The sequence below is a fragment of the Polynucleobacter sp. QLW-P1DATA-2 genome (assembly GCF_001870365.1).
In the GTDB taxonomy this organism is placed as follows: Bacteria; Pseudomonadota; Gammaproteobacteria; order Burkholderiales; family Burkholderiaceae; genus Polynucleobacter.
Window position 1 is genome coordinate 186,509 of the sequence record NZ_LZMQ01000003.1, and the last position, 20,872, is coordinate 207,380.

Annotated in this window: 22 protein-coding genes, 1 other RNA gene and 2 pseudogenes; 20 read left to right on the forward strand and 5 right to left on the reverse strand. The window is 45.9% G+C overall.

Annotation, left to right across the window (positions count from 1 at the left end; genetic code table 11):
- Positions 1-30 precede the first annotated feature (30 nt).
- Positions 31-837 (forward strand): tetratricopeptide repeat protein, encoded by an 807-nt coding sequence (locus A9236_RS03530; protein ID WP_071467789.1) that lies wholly within the window; start codon positions 31-33, stop codon positions 835-837.
- 65 nt (positions 838-902) lie between these two features.
- The gene (locus A9236_RS03535; RefSeq protein ID WP_071465470.1) at positions 903-1,406 is read left to right on the forward strand and encodes a DUF1993 family protein; all 504 of its coding nucleotides are present in this window, start codon (positions 903-905) and stop codon (positions 1,404-1,406) included.
- A gap of 216 nt (positions 1,407-1,622) precedes the next feature.
- Here the strand turns inward: A9236_RS03535 and A9236_RS03540 are convergent, their stop codons facing one another.
- Both A9236_RS03540 and A9236_RS03545 read right to left on the reverse strand, forming a co-directional pair.
- Positions 1,623-2,585, reverse strand: a complete 963-nt coding sequence (locus A9236_RS03540) for a tripartite tricarboxylate transporter substrate binding protein (RefSeq protein ID WP_071465471.1) — start codon at positions 2,583-2,585, stop codon at positions 1,623-1,625.
- A pseudogene (locus A9236_RS03545) lies at positions 2,582-3,650 on the reverse strand (tartrate dehydrogenase). Before A9236_RS03545 ends, A9236_RS03540 begins: the two are co-directional and overlap by 4 nt.
- A gap of 218 nt (positions 3,651-3,868) precedes the next feature.
- Between A9236_RS03545 and A9236_RS03550 the strand changes: the two are divergent.
- From A9236_RS03550 to A9236_RS11150, 3 genes are all read left to right on the forward strand, one after another.
- Entirely contained in the window at positions 3,869-4,372 is a 504-nt protein-coding gene (locus A9236_RS03550) for a LexA family transcriptional regulator (protein WP_083393482.1), read from the forward strand.
- Positions 4,369-5,694, forward strand: a complete 1,326-nt coding sequence (locus A9236_RS03555) for a Y-family DNA polymerase (protein ID WP_201721711.1) — start codon at positions 4,369-4,371, stop codon at positions 5,692-5,694. The genes A9236_RS03550 and A9236_RS03555 overlap by 4 nt, the downstream gene beginning before the upstream one ends.
- A 139-nt stretch (positions 5,695-5,833) precedes the next feature.
- Positions 5,834-5,977: a hypothetical protein gene (locus A9236_RS11150; RefSeq protein ID WP_201721712.1), complete on the forward strand. Its 144-nt coding sequence runs from the start codon at positions 5,834-5,836 to the stop codon at positions 5,975-5,977.
- Between the two features lie 107 nt (positions 5,978-6,084).
- Here the strand turns inward: A9236_RS11150 and A9236_RS03560 are convergent, their stop codons facing one another.
- Both A9236_RS03560 and A9236_RS03565 read right to left on the reverse strand, forming a co-directional pair.
- On the reverse strand, positions 6,085-7,047 hold the full coding sequence (locus A9236_RS03560; protein ID WP_083393483.1) for a tripartite tricarboxylate transporter substrate binding protein: 963 nt from the start codon (positions 7,045-7,047) through the stop codon (positions 6,085-6,087).
- Between the two features lie 14 nt (positions 7,048-7,061).
- Positions 7,062-7,889: an amidohydrolase gene (locus tag A9236_RS03565; protein WP_071465475.1), complete on the reverse strand. Its 828-nt coding sequence runs from the start codon at positions 7,887-7,889 to the stop codon at positions 7,062-7,064.
- A gap of 45 nt (positions 7,890-7,934) precedes the next feature.
- Here A9236_RS03565 and A9236_RS03570 point away from each other — a divergent pair, with 45 nt between their 5' ends.
- From A9236_RS03570 to A9236_RS10970, 11 genes are all read left to right on the forward strand, one after another.
- On the forward strand, positions 7,935-8,801 hold the full coding sequence (locus A9236_RS03570; protein ID WP_369821178.1) for an oxaloacetate decarboxylase: 867 nt from the start codon (positions 7,935-7,937) through the stop codon (positions 8,799-8,801).
- 59 nt (positions 8,802-8,860) lie between these two features.
- On the forward strand, positions 8,861-9,826 hold the full coding sequence (locus tag A9236_RS03575) for a tripartite tricarboxylate transporter substrate binding protein (RefSeq protein ID WP_071465923.1): 966 nt from the start codon (positions 8,861-8,863) through the stop codon (positions 9,824-9,826).
- 7 nt (positions 9,827-9,833) lie between these two features.
- Positions 9,834-10,172 carry a hypothetical protein gene (locus tag A9236_RS03580; protein ID WP_071467790.1) on the forward strand — a complete coding sequence of 113 codons (339 nt, stop codon included), beginning with the start codon at positions 9,834-9,836 and terminating at the stop codon, positions 10,170-10,172.
- Positions 10,141-10,563: a hypothetical protein gene (locus A9236_RS03585; protein ID WP_071467791.1), complete on the forward strand. Its 423-nt coding sequence runs from the start codon at positions 10,141-10,143 to the stop codon at positions 10,561-10,563. The genes A9236_RS03580 and A9236_RS03585 overlap by 32 nt, the downstream gene beginning before the upstream one ends.
- A gap of 11 nt (positions 10,564-10,574) precedes the next feature.
- Complete coding sequence (locus tag A9236_RS03590; protein WP_161485602.1) at positions 10,575-11,525, forward strand: tripartite tricarboxylate transporter substrate binding protein; 951 nt, start codon at positions 10,575-10,577, stop codon at positions 11,523-11,525.
- A gap of 95 nt (positions 11,526-11,620) precedes the next feature.
- Positions 11,621-12,538 (forward strand): SMP-30/gluconolactonase/LRE family protein, encoded by a 918-nt coding sequence (locus A9236_RS03595; protein WP_071465478.1) that lies wholly within the window; start codon positions 11,621-11,623, stop codon positions 12,536-12,538.
- A 3-nt stretch (positions 12,539-12,541) separates the two neighbouring features.
- Positions 12,542-13,600, forward strand: a complete 1,059-nt coding sequence (locus A9236_RS03600) for an Ldh family oxidoreductase (protein WP_071465479.1) — start codon at positions 12,542-12,544, stop codon at positions 13,598-13,600.
- Between the two features lie 42 nt (positions 13,601-13,642).
- Entirely contained in the window at positions 13,643-14,608 is a 966-nt protein-coding gene (locus A9236_RS03605; protein WP_083393484.1) for a tripartite tricarboxylate transporter substrate binding protein, read from the forward strand.
- A gap of 390 nt (positions 14,609-14,998) precedes the next feature.
- Positions 14,999-15,628: a nucleotidyltransferase domain-containing protein gene (locus tag A9236_RS03610; RefSeq protein WP_071465480.1), complete on the forward strand. Its 630-nt coding sequence runs from the start codon at positions 14,999-15,001 to the stop codon at positions 15,626-15,628.
- A 22-nt stretch (positions 15,629-15,650) separates the two neighbouring features.
- Positions 15,651-16,016 carry a HEPN domain-containing protein gene (locus tag A9236_RS03615; protein WP_201721713.1) on the forward strand — a complete coding sequence of 122 codons (366 nt, stop codon included), beginning with the start codon at positions 15,651-15,653 and terminating at the stop codon, positions 16,014-16,016.
- Positions 16,013-16,204 carry a hypothetical protein gene (locus tag A9236_RS10970; protein ID WP_071465482.1) on the forward strand — a complete coding sequence of 64 codons (192 nt, stop codon included), beginning with the start codon at positions 16,013-16,015 and terminating at the stop codon, positions 16,202-16,204. The genes A9236_RS03615 and A9236_RS10970 overlap by 4 nt, the downstream gene beginning before the upstream one ends.
- A 167-nt stretch (positions 16,205-16,371) precedes the next feature.
- Here the strand turns inward: A9236_RS10970 and ffs are convergent.
- An RNA gene (ffs, locus tag A9236_RS03620) (signal recognition particle sRNA small type) lies at positions 16,372-16,470 on the reverse strand.
- Between the two features lie 32 nt (positions 16,471-16,502).
- Here ffs and dnaX point away from each other — a divergent pair.
- The 4 genes and pseudogenes from dnaX to A9236_RS03640 all read left to right on the forward strand — a co-directional run bounded on the left by dnaX (position 16,503) and on the right by A9236_RS03640 (position 20,802).
- A pseudogene (gene dnaX / locus A9236_RS03625) lies at positions 16,503-18,166 on the forward strand (DNA polymerase III subunit gamma/tau).
- Positions 18,167-18,253: 87 nt separating this feature from the next.
- Positions 18,254-18,577 carry a YbaB/EbfC family nucleoid-associated protein gene (locus A9236_RS03630; protein ID WP_071465484.1) on the forward strand — a complete coding sequence of 108 codons (324 nt, stop codon included), beginning with the start codon at positions 18,254-18,256 and terminating at the stop codon, positions 18,575-18,577.
- A gap of 32 nt (positions 18,578-18,609) precedes the next feature.
- Positions 18,610-19,224 carry a recombination mediator RecR gene (recR, locus tag A9236_RS03635; protein WP_071465485.1) on the forward strand — a complete coding sequence of 205 codons (615 nt, stop codon included), beginning with the start codon at positions 18,610-18,612 and terminating at the stop codon, positions 19,222-19,224.
- A gap of 162 nt (positions 19,225-19,386) precedes the next feature.
- Positions 19,387-20,802, forward strand: coding sequence for a carbohydrate porin (locus tag A9236_RS03640; protein ID WP_071465486.1), 1,416 nt, complete (start codon positions 19,387-19,389; stop codon positions 20,800-20,802).
- Positions 20,803-20,872 lie beyond the last annotated feature (70 nt).

The following is a 20,872-nucleotide window of genomic DNA, read 5'->3' on the forward strand; positions in this document are numbered from 1 at the left end:
TCGCAGCAAAACATCTCACTAGGAGTCATGATGAAAATGCGTAATTTACTCAAGTTGTTTGTTGGCGTATTTGCAAGTGCGCTATTGCTGACAAGCAACCTTGCTTTTGCAGAACCTACTTTGCCTGAGGTTTATCAAGCAATTGAAGCAGGGCAGTTAGCTAAAGCCGATGCCATGATGCAGGAGGTCTTGAAAAATCATCCCAATAGCGGCAAAGCACATTACATCGCATCTGAGCTCTACTTAAAAGAAGGCAAATTAGATGCCGCGAGAAATGCGTTTACTCAAGCAGAAAACTTAGCACCAGGTTTGCCATTTGCTCAACCGGATTCAGTTCAGAGATTGCAAACACAGTTACGTGCTGGTACTGTGCCAGTACAAACGAATACAGGCGCAAGCTCTATCTTTACTAGCCCCATCTTTTGGATCCTGATTGCAATCTTGATCGCAGGCATCGTATTCTTTATGAGAAAGCGCCCGCAGCCGGTACAAGTCTATAACGCACCAACTGCTAATGGACCATATCCAGGAGCTCCTGGATATGGTCCAGGTTATCCAGGTGCACCATCCTCAGGCATGGGCGGCGGCTTGATGGGGAGCTTGGCAACCGGCGCAGCATTAGGTGCTGGCATGGTTGCAGGTGAGGCATTGGCAAGCCACCTGATGGGCGGTGGTAATCACATGAACCCTGGCGTCAATAACGATTTCAACCAAGTGGGCGGCCAAGTTCCAGATGCAACTAACTTTGGTGTGAACGATACAAGCTCTTGGGACGATGGCGGCTCCAGTTCTTGGGATGACAGTGGCGGTGGCGGCGGCTTTATGGACGACGTCTAATGGATTTAACTAGTCACTAAATACAGCATTACAAACAGCAACATCTACAGAAAGTAAGAATCACTATGGCAATGTCAATGTATCAAGCATCAATCCCGCAGCTCACTAAGATGCTGACCAATCTTTCCAATATTCTGAAGAAAGGCGAAGAGTTCGCTAAAGCTAAGAATGTGGATGGTGCAGTATTGGTAGGTGATCGCCTTTCCCCTGATATGTTTCCACTCTCAAAGCAAGTCCAAATTGCCTGCGATCAAGTGAAGAATGGGATGGCACGTTTGGCTGGTATAGAGCCACCGAAGTTTGATGATCAGGAATCTACTTTTGCAGAGTTGCAAGAGCGTATCGCCAAAACGATTGCTTTTGCTAACACTATTCAGCCTGCACAAGTGGATGGAACTGAAGCTAAGGAGATTAAGTTCTCTATCAAAGAATGGCACTTTGAATTTGTAGGTGAGCAATACCTATTAACTTGGATCATCCCTAATTTCTACTTTCATGTGACTACGGCATACAACATCCTGCGCCACAACGGAGTAGAGATTGGTAAGGCAGATTACTTGGGCGGTTAAGAGGGTATTACAATAGCGCTATGCAATATCTTTCAGAAATCGTTGAGGTAGTGAACCCCTGGCTTTTCCGAGCCAGCGTTTACATGTCTAACGCGTTTCTGGATGACCCTGCAATCTTGGCCTTTGCTTTTTGCTAGGCACCAATGAGAAAGAGCGAACGCTCAATAAAAAACCACCCTAGCGGTGGTTTTTTGTTGGCAGACAAAAAAGAAAACGTTACTTAATCATGCCTGCATTCCTAGCATCATCCATTGATTGGGCCGTTTTCTCTTTCATAAAAGCAGGCATCTTTGCCAAAGGAATATCCACCAATACGAATCCAGACTCCTCTAGTTTTTTCTTAGTCTCAGGATCGGCATTGAGCTGTGCAAAGTAATCAGACATCTTCTGCTGCAATACCAGTGGGGTCGCTTTGGGTACCGCAACACCACGATACGCACCGTCAACCCAGTTCAAACCAAGCTCTTTAAAGGTGGGTACGTCGGGTAGAGCAGGGTTGCGTTTCTCGGTAGCGATGGCTAGGGTGCGCACCTTACCTTTTTGCTGAATGGCTAGCGGTAGATAACCCATCGCGCCATCAACGTGCATGCCAATTAATGAGGTAACTAAATCACCAGTGCCTTTAAAGGGAACATAAGCAATTTTCACGCCCACCAATCTGTTTAAGCGCTCTACAGCCATGTGGTTGGCAGAGTATTGGCCCGAGCCAGCTAAGGTTAGCTTGCCTGGATCTTTTTTGGCTGCCGCAATAAATTCTTGGAAGGTTTTATAGGGGCTATCGGCAGATACCATTAAAGCATCAGGCGTGAAGTGATAGTAGTAGATCGCATTAATATCTTCGGTCTTGTACTGAATGCCTTCTTGTAATGGCTGCAAGATCGTATGTGGAACGTTGACACCCACTACCGTAGTGCCATCAGCGGGATAAGTATTGAGGGCGCTCCATGTAAGTGCGCCCCCAGCACCGGCGCGGTTGATAACGATCATTGGCTGCTTAAATTTCTTGGCAGAGATCTCGGCTTGATAGCGTGCGACTAAATCAGACTCCCCAGCTGGGGGGAAAGGGATGATGTACTGAATAGTCTTGTCTGGAAAGGGCTGCGCCTGAGCTATAGATAGTAAGCCCAAAGATAAGGCGCTGATAACTAGTGAGCATAGAATTTTCCAGAGCAGCTTCATTTAGAGATCTCCTCAATGACAGCATCGGTAACGTCGCTCATCATGGCAGTGCCGCCTAAGTCGCGGGTATGTAGCTTGGGATTGGCCGTAACTTTTTCAATGGCAGCCATCAACTTAGCGCCTAGCGCTTTTTCACCTAGGAAGTCGAGCATCATGACAGCCGACCAGAACGTGCCGATCGGATTGGCAAGACCTTTGCCCATGATGTCAAAAGCAGAACCATGAATTGGTTCAAACATGGAAGGGTAGCGACGCTCGGGATCAATATTGCCAGTGGGTGCGATACCTAAACTGCCAGCGAGTGCGGCTGCTAAGTCGCTGAGCACATCAGCGTGTAAGTTGGTAGCAACAATCGTATCTAAAGACTCAGGACGATTGACCATGCGTGCGGTAGCAGCATCAACCAATTCTTTATCCCAAGTCACGTCTGGGAAATCTTTTGCTACTTGCGTGGCAATCTCATCCCACATCACCATGCCATGGCGCTGCGCATTGGATTTAGTGATTACGGTAAGGTGCTTGCGAGGGCGTGACTGCGCTAGCTTAAAGGCATAGCGTTGCACGCGCTCAACCCCAACTCGGGTCAAGATGCTCATATCCGAAGCAACCTCAATGGGGTGGCCTTGATGGGCTCTGCCACCTAAGCCAGAGTATTCACCTTCGGAGTTCTCGCGCACAATGACCCAATCAAGCTGATTGGGTTTGCAATTACGCAGTGGGGTTTGGATCCCAGGAAGGATGCGCGTAGGACGCACGTTGGCATATTGATCAAAGCCTTGGCAAATCTTTAAACGCAATCCCCACAGCGTAATGTGATCCGGAATCTTTGGGTCACCAGCCGAACCAAACAAGATGGCATCTTTAGAGCGCAGGGGATCAAGACCATCTTCAGGCATCATGATGCCGTGCTTACGGTAGTAGTCGCCGCCCCAATCGAAGTGCTCAAACTCAAAAGCAATCTCAGGATGTTTTTTTGCTTAAGGCGTTTAATACCTTCTCGCATTCAGGAATTACTTCTTTGCCAATTCCATCGCCTGGAATTGAAGCAATCTTAAATAGCTTCATTTGTCTCCCCCACCGTGATCGGTTGTATTGGAATTTAGGTAAATTGCTAGAGCTATTATGGGGGCGCTTATCTAGAAAAAGAGGCTCAGGAACTCGGGGTTTATGAGTAGAGAGGTTCTGCTAGCAAGCCTCAAAATACCCCCTCAAGGCATCAAAACAACAAAATCAGGCTCATTTTTGCGGTTTTTACATATACTGTATAAACATACAGTATATTAATGACTATGAACCAGCAAATGAACGAGCAAAAAGTAACCCTAAGTCAGGCACCACAAGCCTTGGCAGGCCATTTTGCCGCCTATGAGCTCAAACTGCTGAGCCACCGAATTTCTGCTGGATTCCCAAGCCCGGCGGCAGATTACGCTGAAGACGGCCTGGATCTGAACCATTACCTCGTTCAAAACAAGCCAGCGACCTTCATGTTCACCGTGAAGGGGGACTCGATGTTGGGCGCAGGGATTTGCGATGGCGACAAGGTGGTTGTAGATAAAGCCCTCAAGCCAAAACATAAAGACATCGTAGTGGCAGTAGTAGACGGCGAGTACACGATTAAGCGCCTCTATCAATTACGTGGTCGCATCGAACTGCAACCAGAGAACTCGAACTATCAACCCATCACTTTTAATGAGGGTAGTGAGTTGCAAATCTGGGGAGTAGTCGTTGGAGTTGTGCGTAAGTACAGTAATGCCAGCACAAGATATAACAAAGGTGGCAAGCAATGAGTATGCAGTCACAAAACCCATCAAGCTCAACGAATGCACTATTCGCTTTAGTCGATGTAAACAACTTCTACGTTTCTTGTGAACGGGTATTTCAGCCTAAGTTAGAAGAGGTACCTATGGTGGTGCTATCGAACAACGATGGTTGCGCAGTAGCACGTAGCGCAGAAGTTAAGGCGCTTGGTGTGAAGATGGGTACACCCTGGTTTCAGATGCAAGCACTTGCCAGAAAGCATGGTATTCAAGCTTACTCGTCTAACTACACACTCTATGGCGATATGAGTAACCGCGTAGTCCAGGTATTACGCGGCTTTACACCTAATTTAGAGGTCTACAGTATTGATGAGAGTTTCTTGCAAATCGAGACGGTCTTAAAGCAACATCAAGATACGATTGAGTTGGGGCAGAAGATCAAACAGCAAGTGAAAGATACCACTGGCCTGCCGGTATGTGTTGGTATTGGTGCTAGCAAGACCTTGGCTAAGCTGGCTAATCACTTAGCCAAAAAGCACAAACAGTTTGCTGGTGTATGTGACGTCAATGCCATGGATAAGGAAGAGCTCTACCAATGGATGAGCGAGACCGAGGTTGCAGAGGTGTGGGGTATTGGTAGGCAGTTAGCTAAAAAACTCAAAGCCCAACATATTCATAGCGTATTTGATCTGTTGCAGGCCTCACCACAAGCGATGCGCCAACAGTTTGGCGTGGTGATGGAGCGTCTCTGCTATGAGTTACGCGGCGTGTCTTGTCTGCAACTAGAAGAGGTAGCGCCAGCCAAACAGCAAATCATTGCCTCACGTAGCTTTGGCAAGCTTGTAACTAGTCATGTAGAGCTGGCTGAGTCGGTAGCCACCCATGTTGCGAGAGCAGCAGAGAAGTTAAGGGCTCAAAGCGGCGTAACGGGCGCGCTTACCGTGTTTATTCAGACAAACCCTTTTAAGGTAAATGAGCCACAGCATCATCAAAGCGTCACCATCCCACTGGCAGATGCAAGTGATAACACGCTGACATTAACCAATGCCGCTTTAGCAGGCCTTAAGCAAATTTATCAGCCTAACTTTCGTTATAAGAAAGCTGGTGTCATTCTGAATCTCATCAGCGATAAGCCTACCGTGCAGCAATCCCTCTTTGAGGACATGGAAAGCAAAGGTAAGTCAGCTAGCTTAATGAAGGCGGTTGATCAGATCAATACACGCTTTGGTAACGCCGTGATTCGATCAGCAGCGGCAGGAACCAATGGCACCAAACAAGAATGGCAAATGCGATCCAACAACAAGTCACCGAACTACACCACACAGTGGGATGAGTTACCGGTGGCGAGGTAGAAGGATCAAATAAGAACATCATGAAAAAACAACAAAACAATACAAATCAACAGCAATTTTTTACTAGCTCATTTTGTGAGCTTTTGACTCATTAATCTGAACACATAACAGCAAATTCAATAGCAAAGAGGAGAAACAAATGAACGTAATTAATAACTTAATGAACAACTTTAACGGCATCTCATTAGCAGTCATCATGATTTTGTCTTACTGCGCTGTGTTGAAAAATACGAAGCGTCATGACAGTGAAATAAAGCAGATCTTTAATCGTCGATATCAGTAATGCAGTAAGGGCAGCAGCCCCACAGAATACGCAGTAGGCCTAGAAGGGGAATAAGGAAATCACGGATTCCTTATTCCCTAGTAAAGGCTATATCTAGTCTAGATTCTCTAGCGTAGATTCAAGCTCTTAGCGATCTGACTAAACGCCGCATACTCTTGATTCAGTTTGTCTTGTAGCTCTTTGCCGGTCAGTACGGCAGAAGATTCACCCACCTCATCTAAGTAACGCAAAGTATCGGGTTCTTTCATGGCCTGGCTATAAGCCTTGGCAATTTGATTAATGCGCTCAGGCTTCGTGCCTTTTGGTGCCAAGACTACTCGCCAAAGTAATGTCTCTTCTTTAGCTAAGCCAATATCCTTTAAAGAGCTGGCATTGGGGAACTGGGCATTTCGATTAACCGAAGAAACCAAGAGGCATTTAGCTTTGCCAATATTGGCATGCTGCAGCACGGGTGGAATAGATCCCACATAAATATCAATTTGATTAGATAGGAAGCCAATAATAGTTTCACCGGCACCTTTGTAAGGAACATCAACCGCCTGAATGTTTTGTGGTCTAAAGATGCGCTCAGTGGCTAGCTGTGCAGGGCCTCCAAGGCCATCAGTACCATAGGTATATTTCTTGGGATTCTTGCGTAACTCTTCCATGAAGGATTTGCCATCGTTAGCTGGAAAGTCTGGATGAACGCAAAAGACATAGGGTGCGGTAGAGAGCTGTATCACCGGAATGTAATCACTAGGGGTGTAAGGCACCTTGGTGGTTTGCGGAACAACAGTAACTGGAGAGGGCCAAACACCAGCAAGCGTATAGCCATCAGGAGTAGAGTTCACGACTTGGGCAAGACCAATGGTGCCGCCCGCACCCGGAACATTCTGAATACTAATCGGGCCTCCAATAAAACGTTGTGCATCTTTTGAAACAACCCGAAAAAGACCATCGGTGCCACCGCCAGGAGCGGTTGGAACAATGAGCTTCGTCACCGTTTGGGCAGACAAAGGATTTTGCAATAGACAGATTACGCCAAGACTAAATAGGCTCTTTGCGATTTGTTGAATAAGTGAGTAGCGCATTGCAGAACCTTATCTTAGAAATGAAACAATGTTTTTGGGTTATGAATCAAGATGTCTTCCCATACTGCAGGATCAGTAATGCTCGATTTAATCCAGTCAATACAGTCGGCATACGTAAATTGGTTTTCATGGCTCAGCCAAGGCCAGTCACTAGCCCAGACTAACTGTTGAGAGTTGGCAGCCACTAAAGCATCTATATAGGGCTGTATCTCAACACCATCTAAATAGCCGAGGCGGTAGGGCGCAGATAGCTTGACCCAGGCATTGCCATCAGCAAGAGCCCTCAAGGTATTCTGAAAAGACGTACTGTTAATGCCTAGCTTGGGATCGGGATTGCCAAAGTGATCCAAAACCAAGGTGGCACCACTAGCCAAAATCTTCGGAACCACATGTTCTTGTAAATGGTCCTCTAGAAACAATTCAATATGAAGATCAAGATCTTTTGCCAAGCCTAGCAGGATTCGATATTGCACGCTGTCAATATCAGGAATGGTTTTCTTCTTAATCCAGTTAAGCCGAATACCCACAACACCTTGCTCACGCATTGCCAAGAGTTGCTGCTCTAATAGGAGTTGCTCTACATTCGGATCGGCAATGACAGTGCCGCGTAATTGATTCGGATAAGTGCGCAGCGCATCCAATAAAAGGGCATTGTTAGAGCCATAGAAACTCGGCGCTGTTAAAACTCCATGAGAGATGCCATGTGCACCCAGTACCGCAAGATATTCTTGGGTAGTCACATCTCTAGCTGGGCGGGAGTGAATTTCAGGGGCTAAAGGAAGATCTATGGCCATGATATGAGCATGACAATCGATTCCAGTGACGACCTGTTTTTCTTGCATCTGTCTCTCGGTTCATCTTTATAATTCTGTAAAAAGGAGACTACCATGCCCATGCACTTAGGCACGAGATTGCGCAAGCTCATTAATGAGAGACGGGGGCTACTAGTTCCTGGAGCAGGCAACGCCCTAGCAGCTAGAGTGATTGAAGATGCTGGCTTTGAGGCAGTCTATTTAAGTGGTGCAGGGCTTACCAATCAGTTTTACGGTATTCCGGATTTAGGCTTCATTAGCCTCAATGATGTTGCAGCGCACACTGCTGCTATACGCGATGTCATCCAACTTCCTTTAATTGTGGATATCGATGTCGGCTTTGGTAATGCCGTCAATGTGCATCACACAATTAAAGTACTCGAGCGCTCTGGTGCAAATGCTGTCCAAATAGAAGATCAAGCAATACCTAAGCGTTGCGGCCACTTTGCCGGTAAGACCATCATTAGCAAAGAAGAGATGTGCGGCAAGATCAAGGCTGCGGTCGATGCACGTACTCATGATGACTTTTTGATTATTGCTAGAACCGATGCGCGCACCATTAATGGATTAGAGGATGCGCTTGATCGAGCACAAAGCTATGCGCAAGCAGGCGCTGATATGACTTTTATCGAAGCCCCGGAGAGCGTAGAAGAGATGAGGATCATTGCAGCGCAAACGTATTGCCCTCAGCTGATTAACATCGTAATTGGTGGTAAAACACCATCATTGCCATTAAAAGACTTATCAGAAATGGGCTTTGGAATTGTGCTCTACGCAAATGCCGCACTACAAGGAGCAGTAAGAGGCATGACAAATGCCCTAGATCATCTGAAGAAAACGGGTGAACTTAAAGAAGACCCAGCATTAGTTGCTACCTTTGCAGAGCGTCAGAGCGTAGTGAAAAAAGAAGACTTTGATGCGCTGGAGAAGAAGTTCTCCTAAAAAGCAAAAATAAATCATAGACAAAAATGAATACAGAAGAAATAAGCAAAAAGACCAATATGAAACTATCCAAAATTCTCCTTCCCTTCATCCTTGTAGCAATTGGAGCAAGTGCTATGGCTGCAGATCCTTGGCCCAATCATCCGATTAAGTTTGTAGTAGGCTTTGGTCCTGGTGGCGCCAATGATTTAGTGGCGCGTGCCGTAGCGGAAGGGGTAAGTAAGCAATTAGGGCAGCCGGTGATTGTGGAGAATAAGCCGGGTGCTGGTTCGGTGCTAGGGGCAGACTATGTTGCTAAAAGTGCACCTGACGGCTATACCTTTTATGTCTCTGCTGCTGGCGGTGTAGTGACTATCCCGATGCTTCGAAGCAATATGCCTTATAAGGTGGATGACTTAGTGCCTGTTGGCATGATGGCAGTCAGCCCGTCAATTATTGTGGTCAACGCTGATTCACCAATTCAGAGCTTTAAAGAGCTGCTAGCCAAAGCCAAAAATAAACCAGGCGTAACATTCGCAACGGCAGGTTCAGGTAGCACCCCACACTTTGTCGCTGAAATGCTCAAGATGTATACGGGCGGTGGCAATTATGAAATCATTCCTTACAAGTCTGGGTCAGAGGGTGTATTTGCAGTGGTGTCCAAACAAGTCGATGCCACATCAGAGGCTAGTGTAGTAGTGCTTCCACAAATTGAGGGCGGCAAGCTAAGACCGCTGGCATCTACATGGAATAAACGCATTACCCGCTTACCAAATGTACCAACGACTAAAGAGCTGGGTTACCCAAACATTTTCATTGGTCACTGGGCAGGTCTCTTTGCACCGAAAGGTACACCTCCAGAAGTCATTCAAAAGATGAATGCAGCAATTCAGACTGCCTTAGATACTAATGCACTTAAATCTAGACTCATCCCGCAAGGTATTGAGCCAGCACCAGGTTCACAAGCAGACTTCATCAAGTTCCTCAATGATGAAAGAAAGCGTCTGCAGCCAATTGTGAAGAGTGCCAATATGAAGGATGAGTAGACTAATGATGAATAAAACACTCTCTAGATTAGGTTTTTTGATTCCACCAGGTAATCCCAATACCGAAGGGGAGGTCATCAAGATGACAGCACCAGAGTTTTCTATTCACTTTACGAGGATGGTGGCTCATGGAGAAACTGGAAGCCTTGAAGGGCAGGATGAGCGCAATCAAACACAGATTGATCATTTGCCGGAAAACATTGAACTTCTTAAGTTAGTAAAGCCTGCTGTGATAGCCATGGCACATACTGCTAGTAGCTACACTCTTGGTAAATCAAATGAGGCTCACTTGATTGAAAAGCTAGAGGATCAATATGAGATTCGGGTTTATTACTGCTTTTGGTAGTGTCGTAAAAGCGCTCAAGCACCTAAAGGCAAAAAAGATTGCTTTTGGCACGCCTTATAGCGAACAGAATACCTTGCGCTGCAAGAATCTTTTAGAAGCATATGGATTTGAGGTGGTGAGTTTTGGTAATTTGCCGGGCGTTAACAATATCTATGATGAAACTACGGAGCGCGCATTACAACTGGTACATCAGGTTAATAGTTCTGCTGCAGATGCTGTATTTGTGAGCGGTGTTGGGATGCCTACCGTTGATATTCTCGCGCAAGGCGAAGCCGAAATAGGTAAGCCTGTAATCTCGAGTATCGCAGCAACAATGTGGAATGCGCTTCAAGTGGCTAAAGTCGATAGCAGGATTGAGAATTTTGGTGGCTTACTTTCTGGAAAATATTAAGAATGAAATTCTTGAAATACTTATTAGTTGCTCTATCGCTCAGTATTGCTGCTTCAGCAAATAGCGCTCCATTTCCAGATAGACCAATTCGCTTGATAGTGCCATTTACAGCAGGCGGTAATGTTGATAATTCAGCGCGTACGATAGGGCAGGGTTTGTCTGAGCAAATCGGTCAAGCCGTCATCATTGAAAACAGGCCTGGTGCAAACACCGTGATTGGTGCTGAGTATGTGGCCCGCTCTAATGCTGACGGTTACACATTGCTTTTAGGTGGCCCAGAAAGTATTGCTATCAATCCCCATGTTTATAAAAAACTTAATTACGATCCGCTCAAAGACTTTACTGCCGTAGGTTTAGTTGGAACATTTCCTTTTGCATTGGTTGTTAATCCAAAGCTACCGGCAAAAAACCTCAAGGAGTTTGTTGCGTTAGCGAAAAGCAGCCCTGGAAAAATGAATTACTCCTCATGGGGTATTGGCAGCACATCCCAAATTACTTTTGAAAAATTCAATCAAGTTGCAGGCATTCAAATGGTTCATGTGCCATTTCAAGGTGCGGCTCCTGCGATTACGGCGATTGCTGCTGATGAAGTGCAGGCAATGATGGTCCCTTTATCTGTGGCGATCCCGCAGGCTGCTGGTGGGAAAGTAAAGATCCTCGGCATTACTACAAGTCAACGCTTTGCTAGCGCTCCAGAGATTCCAACATTTCAAGAGCAAGGTTATGCGGTTGTAATGAATGGGTGGCATTTAATTGTTGCACCCAAGAAAACCAATGCTGTAGTTTTGCAAACACTCAATCAAAGTCTAAATAAGGCGCTTGAAACTCAAGCTACTAGAGATGGATTAACGAGAATTGGAATTGACCCAACCCCAAGCTCAATCTCACAGGCCAATAAGCTTATGCAATCCGAATCAGAGCGCTGGGGAAAAACCGCCAAAGATGCTGGGTATTGCAATTGAGAAGGCGGAGTAGTGGTTTTGCATGCTTAATCTTGAGCTTTGCTAGAGTAATATTGTTGTTTCAAATAACTAAAACAATGATGAACGGAAAGTAGATGTTTTCAAGCCCACCGTCTGTTGAAGCAAAAATATTTACAAGAGTGCCCGACCTACTTCGAAAGCCAGGTCAGGTCTCCCAAGAGAGAATTGCAGCTGGTAAAAATTCATTGGCGACCGATTGCTATATTGAGGGGCCTGCTTTTGATCGCGAAGGTAATTTATATTTTGTCGATATTGCCTTTGGCAGAATCTATAGAGCCGATCCTGCTGGTGAAGTCAGCTTGATTGCTGAGTATGACGGAGAGCCCAATGGATTGAAAATACATCGGGATGGACGAATTTTTATTGCAGATCATAAATATGGATTGATGCTCTTAGATCCAAATCAAAAGACAGTCATTCCTTTGCTTACGAGACACAAAACAGAGTCATTCAAAGGTCTAAATGATTTAGTGTTTTCTGATTCGGGTGATCTGTACTTTACTGATCAGGGCCAAACCGGGCTCCAGGATCCTAGCGGTAGGGTATATCGTATGGATGCCCAGGGACAGACAACGTGCTTATTAAATAATGTCCCAAGCCCCAATGGGATTGCGCTGAGCTCAAATGGGCGGCATCTCTATATTGCTGCCACGCGATCTAATAATATTTGGCGAGCAATGTTGTTGGCCGATGGTTCAATTACCCGAGTCGGTAACTTCATTCAGATGTCAGGAGGCTCCGGTCCAGATGGCTTGGCTTTAGATCAGGAGGGCAATCTGTATGTGGCCCACGCAGGTCTTGGTTCCGTTTGGAAGTTTTCCCCCAGGGGGGAGCCAATATTAAGAATTCACTCTTGCGCGGGCAATATGACAACCAACATTGCTTTTGGTGGCAAAGATCACCGCGATCTCTTTATTACAGAATCCGATACGGGCTCAATCATGGTGTGTCGTATGGATGCGCCCGGCCAAATTCTTTTTTCTCATCGCTAATATATGACCCAAGCCAATCAATACATAGAGCATGAGCGACTAACGCAATTTGCCAAGGCGGTATATCAAAGTACCGGGATGAATGAGGAAGATGCACTACTCGCTGCCGATACGCTGGTCCAGGCTGAATTGTGGGGCCACTCCTCACACGGCTTATTACGTTTAGCCTGGTACTATGCCCGACTTCAATCTGGCGCGATGAAGCCCATATCGAATACGAGCTTGCTAGTCGATTCCAATGCTATTGCTTTGATGGATGGCGCTGATGGTGTAGGTCAGGTAGTGGCCAAGCGCGCAATGTTGGAGTCGGTTGAGCGCGCCAAAAAACATAGCGTTGGAATTGTGTCAGTACGAAATTCAAATCATTTTGGTACTTGCATGTATTTCACGCGCATGGGCGCTCAAAATGGATGCATCTCCATATTAATGAGCAATGCAGGCCCTAATATGGCTCCTTGGGGTGGTCGTAAGAAAAAAATCGGCACCAATCCATGGTCTATTGCAGTGCCTGCTGGTAAGCATGGTGCCGTGGTTATGGATATGGCAAACTCAGGTGTAGCCAGAGGAAAGATTTATTTGGCTCAAAAAAGACGCCAAAGCATTCCGAGTGATTGGGCGATCGATAAAGACGGCAAACCAACTACCGACCCTCAGGCTGCAATTGAAGGGTTTATTCTGCCTATGGCTGGCCACAAAGGCTATGTCATGGGCGTGATGGTCGATATTTTGTCTGGTGTGCTTTCTGGAAGTTCATTTTTAGATCAAGTGCACGGCCCATATGATCCAGTCAATCGAAGTGGTGCTGGACACTTCATTGTTTCTTTAAATGTTGCGGCTTTCCAGCCACTCAAAGAGTTTGAACTTCGTATTGACGAGTACATTCGATCGCTTAAAGATGTGCCTTTGGCCGAAGGGCATGAGCAAGTTTATTTCCCAGGCGAGATGGAAAATCAAGCGGATATACGAAACAGGAATTTAGGCTTGCTGTTGCCAGAAGACACCAAGTTGAGTTTGATTCAGGTCGCAAAAGAGTCTGGTCAAGAGCAGCATTTGCCTTTTTAAGTACCCCTCCATTTTCTTGCTATTTTTTTGGGTTTAAAAACGATGAAAATCATATTAATGCTTTTTGTATTTGCAATTGGCATGGGTAATGGCATTGCTCAAACTTCACCTAGTACTTGGCCTAATCGTCCTGTAAAAATTATTTCTGGACTAGGTCCTGGTAGCAGTATGGATTTGGTGGCGAGAACTATTGCACCGTCCTTATCTGAAATCTGGGGGCAGCCCGTGATTGTTGAGAATAAAACAGGAGCCGCTGGAAACGTAGCAGCATCTTATGTGTCTGGTGTGGAGGATGATCACACCATCTTGATTGCTCAAAACGCTATCACGATTAGCGCTTCGTTTTATCCAAAGCTTGGATATAACCTGAAAAAGGATTTAAAGCCAGTTTCGCAAATTACTTCAATGCCCTTAGTCCTGATTGTCAACAAGGATCTTCCGGTTAAGAACTTAAAAGAGTTTATTGAATATGCCAAAAAGAGGCCGGATCAATTGAACTTTAGTTCTGCGGGGGTTGGCAATGCGGACCATATGGCTGCCGAGCTATTTAATGCCAAGGCGGGCATTGCGATGACCCACGTCCCCTTTACCAGTGGAGCCCTGGCATTAAATGCGCTCATGGCAGGAGATGTGCAGATGTACTTCCCAGGACTGCCAGTCAGCCTAGCCAACATTCAGGCGGGTAAAGTCAGAGCGCTGGCAGTGACTACCGCAAAAAGAGCATCTGCATTGCCTGATGTCCCCACGATCGCTGAAGCCGCGATACCTGGCTATGCCATGCCCCTTTGGTATGGATTTTTTGCAAATAAATCGATGTCTGACGCCGTTGTTGCCAAGGTCTCTCAAGACGTTGCTAGGGCTTTGAAGTCTCCAGAAATGCAGAGTAAGGTTTCGGCAAATGGGATTGATTTAGTTGGAAGTTCCCCAGAGACGTTCCGAAGCTTTGTAAATAATGAGGTTGATCTTTGGGCGCAGGTGGTGCGCGCTCGCAATTTAAAGCCCGAGTAATTTCAATAAAATAATTACCAAAAATAATCACTATGTTGACAGCGACTCATAGATTTTATAAATTGTCGTAGGAAGGCTGACTGCTTTCCTACACTGAATTCATCTTTATTCCCTACCCATCATCATCTCAATTCTCTACGCTGAACTCTTCTATTTAGAGGAGGTCAGCTTTGCGAGTATCTATAGAGTGTTCACATAGACAATTACAGCTATTTAAGATCCAGCTAGACGCACGCACTGTACTAGTCCTGGGAATTATTTGGATGATCTGGGGAATATTAAGGATTCTGAAGGTCTTTTAAACCCTTTGTTTAACTTGATCTAGTCTTAATGTTGCTTAAAAAGCTACTATAGTTGCTAATAAAGCAACATTAGTGCAATATCTAGGCTATGTCGACACTCTCATCCGTACTTTTCACTGAATATCGTGGCCGCGTATTAGGCTTGCTATTACTTCATCCTGAGCGTTCTTACTACTTACGTGAAATTGCTCGCCTCACTGCAACCCTGCCAGGTACTCTTAAACGGGAAATGGATAAGTTATTAGAAGTAGGTTTGCTGACGGTTAAAAAAGTAGGCAATCAAAATCATTACCAAGCAAATCGAGAGTGTCCTATCTATGAAGATCTCTCTAATATTTTACGAAAGACAAGAGGCCTAAGTGATGTGTTGATTAATGCTTTATTACCATTGAGCGATAAATTGCAAAGTGCATTTGTATTTGGATCGGTAGCCAGTGGAAATGTAAATGCCAGAAGTGACATTGATCTAATGTTGATAGGTGATGTGAGTTACGCGGAAGTTGTTCCACTATTGCATCCATTGCAAGAGCAATTAGGAAGAGAGATTAACCCTAAGATCTATGCCGATAAAGAGTGGAATAAGTTGATGAAAGATAATGGAGCTTTCGTGCATGATGTATTGAGTAAACCAAAACTCTTCATCATCGGTAACGAGCAACAACTCCACACTAACGAGGCCTCAGATCACTCTACAAAACCTAGTCGGAATCAGTCTTGATGCAATAGAAATCGATCACTTCATGATTCGCAGGCTCATAGAGGCTGCACAATCGAGCTTGAAAGATGCCAAACTAAAGTCGCTTAGTAATGAAGGCCGTTTCGATTTAGCTTACAAAGCGATCATGCAATCAGCTAACGCAGCATTACAAGCCAAAGGCTATAGGGTACTTACCAGCAAGCCAGGACATCATCAGCTCATGTTGCAGGCTTTGCCCCTTACTATTGGTTTAGATAAAGATAGTCTCATCTTGCTCGATCATTTACGTAAGCAAAGAAACGCAATTGACTATTCAGGAGATCTTGTTTCTGATGCTTTGACAATAGAGGTGATTGCACAAGCTGAAACTGTATTGAAGCTTGTTCAGAAAAGCGTAATCCAGATATGAATGCAGGTAATTTAAACCCTAAGTGGGTTGATCCCGATGATGCTCCTGAAATAACGGCAGAAGATTTAAAGCGTGGCATATGGACGATCGATGGAAAGATAGTTTCTGAGAATGAAGGTCGCGACGCATTTGTAAAAAGATTACGGGCAGACCCTAATCTTCTAGATCATTGGGAGGCTGATGTTTAGCGAGTTTTTCTAATAAGGAGGTTGGTAAAACTTCTTTCGCTGACTTAAATTGCCTGATGTCCTCAGAGGTCAAATTGCGAACTTCACCGCTCTCATCAATTAAGGTCATTTTTGCATTCATCTCTTTTTTGAAGGCTGGTCTTTGAGGGTTATAGACTGAATTAAGGGTGGATGAGCCAAACCCCCGGCACTGGCAGAAATTGGGTTTGGCTGCTTCGTTCCCGACCTGACCAGGTTATCCAACCCACCATGCGGGGAGGCCCATCCAATTCCATTTTAGCTTGTTAGAATGTAAGACATGACAGCATTGGCATTAGCCCGTTCGTGGCGCCCCAAAACATTCTCTGAGTTAGTAGGACAAGACCATGTGGTTAAGGCCCTAACCCATGCCTTGGATCAGGGTCGTCTTCACCATGCATGGCTCTTTACGGGGGTACCCGTGGGGTAGGTAAGACCACCATTGCCCGCATTATGGCAAAAGCACTCAATTGCACCGGATCTGATGGTTCGGGCAAGATGACTTCCGAGCCTTGCGGAAAATGCCCAGCTTGTATGGAAATCGATGCAGGTCGTTTTGTTGACTATATAGAGATGGATGCTGCAAGTAATCGTGGTGTAGACGACATCGCCGCTCTCCTAGAAAAAGCAGCATATGCACCAAGCAATGCTCGCTACAAGGTTTACATGATTGACGAGGTGCACATGCTCACCAATCATGCCTTTAATGCCATGCTCAAAACTCTTGAAGAGCCTCCAGAGCACGTCAAATTCATTCTCGCAACAACAGATCCCCAAAAGATTCCAGTAACCATCTTGTCTCGCTGCTTGCAGTTCAATCTCAAGCAAATGCCAGTACCGCTCATTGTTGAGCACTTGGAAAAAGTACTCGCTGCTGAAAAGGTGGAATACGAAGTCAATGCCTTGCGTGTCTTGGCGAAAGCAGCGCAAGGATCCATGCGTGATGCTTTATCACTTACTGATCAAGCCATTGCATACGCCGCAGGAAAAGTGACAGAAGAATCCGTACGCGGCATGCTCGGTACATTAGATGATGCTTATCTCATACGTATTTTGGATTGCTTAATTGCTAAAGATGGTGCAAGCCTCTTGGCAGTTGCCAATGAAATGGGTGAGCGCAGCATGTCTTTCTCATTAGCATTGCAAGACTTGTCTAGCCTGTTGCAAAAGATTGCAGCAGCACAAGTTGTTCCAGAATCCGTACTAGAGGATTGGCCTGAAGCCCCTGAAATTCGTCGCTTGGCCACTCAACTAACAAAAGAAGAAACCCAGCTCTTCTACCAAATCACGATTACTAGCCGCCCTGACTTATCGCTTGCCCCAGATGAGCAAACCGGTTTTGCGATGACACTTCTGCGCATGTTGGCATTTCGTCCTGGCAATGGCGGAGGGAGTTCAGCTCCAGCACCATCAGCACCACCAGTTAATAGCGCTCGACCTTCATCTGTAGCCCCAGCCGCTAGAGCTGCCGCACCTACGCCTGTAGCTAAAGCAGCGCCTGCAGCTACAGCCACAACTCCACCTCCAGCAGCCTCAGTTGCTGCGCTTGGTAATCCAGCAGACCGCCCTGATTGGCACAGCTTGATGCGTCAATTACCAGTGCGTGGTCTGGTGCAGCAGTTGGCATTTCAGACAGAATTACAAGATTGGGTAGATTCAGCGGCGGGAGTTAAAGCCACTGTTGTAACGCCCATGCCACAACTCGCTTCCGAAGCATCCGTCGGACGCTTAGCTGATGCACTGACTGCTCACTTTGGGAAAACTGTGAAGGTCCTGATTGAAAAGGGCGAAGTAGAGGGCAAAACTGTTGCCAAAGTTGATGCCGCTATTCATCAAGAAAAGAAAATGAATGCTGAGCAAATGATCGCTGCCGATCCCTTTATTCAGCAATTAGAAAAAGAGTTTGGCGCCAAAGTGGTTGGTGGCTCAGTCAAGCCACTCTGATGAATAAAGCCTTAAATACATATTTAAAAAATACAGTAACGAATTAAATTTCACTCTATATAGATAAGCTCCAAAGGAAATAAAGCAATGATGAAAGGTGGACTTGCTGGCCTCATGAAACAGGCTCAGCAGATGCAAGAGAAGATGAAAGTAGCGCAGGAGCAATTGGCTGCGCTCGAAGTTACTGGCCAAGCAGCTGGTGGCTTAGTAAAAGTAACGGTCTCGGGCAAATACGAACTCAAGCGCGTACAAATAGATGCAGGTGCGATGGATGATCACGAAATGCTCGAAGACTTAATCGTGACTGCTTACACAGAAGCATTTAAACAAGTTGAAGCAGCAAGTGCGCAAATGATGTCTGGTGCTACCGCTGGTATGCCAATGCCTCCTGGCTTCAAGCTACCTTTTTAATTGATTTTCAATACTGAATTGATAGTCTCTAGATGGCACGCATAGAAGCCCCTCAAGATGCACTTGGTCGATTGATCGAGGCATTGCGGGTATTGCCGGGAGTAGGGCCTAAGTCTGCTCAGCGCATGGCTTTCTACTTATTGCAGCATGATCGTAATGGGGCAGCAGTATTGGCTCAATCATTGGGTGAAGCAGTAGAGACTGTCGGTCACTGCGCACGTTGCAATACCTTCTCAGAAACCCAAATCTGCAGCACTTGCTCCGATGAGCGTCGTGATCCATCACTGCTGTGTATTGTGGAAACGCCTGCCGACCAAGTGATGGTTGAGCAAACCCTCAGCTTCAAAGGCAATTACTTTGTACTGATGGGCCGCATCTCACCACTGGATGGTATGGGTCCGAACGAAATTCATTTTGATCGCTTACTGACTCGCATTGAGAGTCCCGACACTGGTGTATCTATTCGGGAAGTAGTGCTTGCTACCAACTTCACTAGTGAAGGCGAAGCTACTGCGCATTACATTGGCGAAGTTCTCAAAGCCAAAGGCATTAAGGTCACTCGTATTGCCAGGGGCATCCCAGTAGGGGGTGAGCTTGAATACGTTGATGCTGGTACCCTGGCCCGCGCCTTGATGGATCGTCGTTAATCTGTCACTACAGCGACATAAAATCTAGGTATATTGCCCCTTTTTGGGGATAATTTGGGTTGTGGCACCCCTTGGGCTTCAATCTCAGGCTGTGTTTACCCGATTTTTTCTTTCAATCCGTTGCCTTGAATGCTTGTTTGGCAGCCCAATCAGAAATTGTGAATGACCCGCAAGTTACTGCTCATATTCCTGCTGAGCTTGATGACTGCTACTGCGTATGCGCAGAGGGCGGGGTCTGGTGCTGACCAAATTTCTAGTGTCGAGCAATCAATCGAAGGTTTGCCAACGGAAGGCGAGGTATTGGGTTTGCCAATGAATGTGCATGGTCAAACTACCTATGTCAATCAACGCTATAACCCCTTTAACTCTCCTTATCAAGGCCAAAATAGTTTATTGCCGCAAAAGTCCATGAGTTACACCTGGTCGGGCACTTTATTCTTTGGCGCTCGCCTAGCTTCTGATACCGATATTTATTTCAATCCAGAAGTAGTTTCAGGCGTGCCGTTTTCAGGATTAAATGGTTTAGGCGGTCCAACCAATGGGGAAGCCACTCGTGCTCAAGGAGCGCAAGCCCACTTTTATTCTGCGCGTGCTTTTTTACGCCAAACCATCAATCAAGATGGTAGCAAAGTTGAATTAGATAACGATGCGAACCAAATTAGCCAAATTGTTAGTAGCAATCGCTTTGTCATTACAGCGGGTCAATTCTCGACCCTGGATATCTTCGATGACAGTAAATACGCTAAAGATCCTCGCGTTCAGTTTATGAACTGGGGCAATATGACTTATCTTGCTTATGATTACGCTGCAGATGCGCGCGGCTACAGCTGGGGCTTGGCGGGTGAGTGGTATCGCGATAATTGGGTGTTTCGAGCTTCACGCATGTTGGCACCAAAAGATCCTAATGGGCGCGATTTAAATTGGCAAATCTTTAATTCCTACGGCGATCAAATTGAAGTGGAGCGTCAACACACTATTGGTGACTTGCCGGGCAAGGTGAGCGTGCTTGCTTATCGCAATCGGATGGTGATGGCGCGCTACACCGATGCCACAGCTTACCTGTTGGCAAATAATGCCCAGGGCACGCAAGCCATTTTTAACGTGCGAAATGGTGCGCAGATTAAAACGGGTATTGGTTTAAATGCCGAACAAGCACTGACTAAAGATATGGGTATCTATATGAGAGCCTTCACATCGGATGGCCACACTGAAACCATGGCATTTGCTGAGGCAGATCAATCCTTGTCGGTTGGTATGGGTATTAATGGCGAGAGCTGGGGTAGGGCAAGAGATACGATAGGTATATCTGCAATGCTCAATGGTATTTCTTCGGATAGAAGGGCCTACTTGCAAGCTGGAGGTATTTCAAACTTCATTGGTGATACGCCTTATCCCTATGCTGGTCCTGCGCAAACGATTTCTTACAAGCCAGAGCAAACTAGTGAGATTTACTACAACGCCTTGGTAGTTAAAAATGTATTGCTTGGCGCTAACTTCCAGCACATCATTAATCCTGCTTATAACTCTGCTAGGGGCCCGGTCAATGTCCTTTCTTTTAGGGTCCATGCCGAGTTTTAGATCGCTGATGCTTTTATTGGTTGACACGGTCTGCAATGTCATTGAGAATGGCCGCAGCTTTCCAATTGCA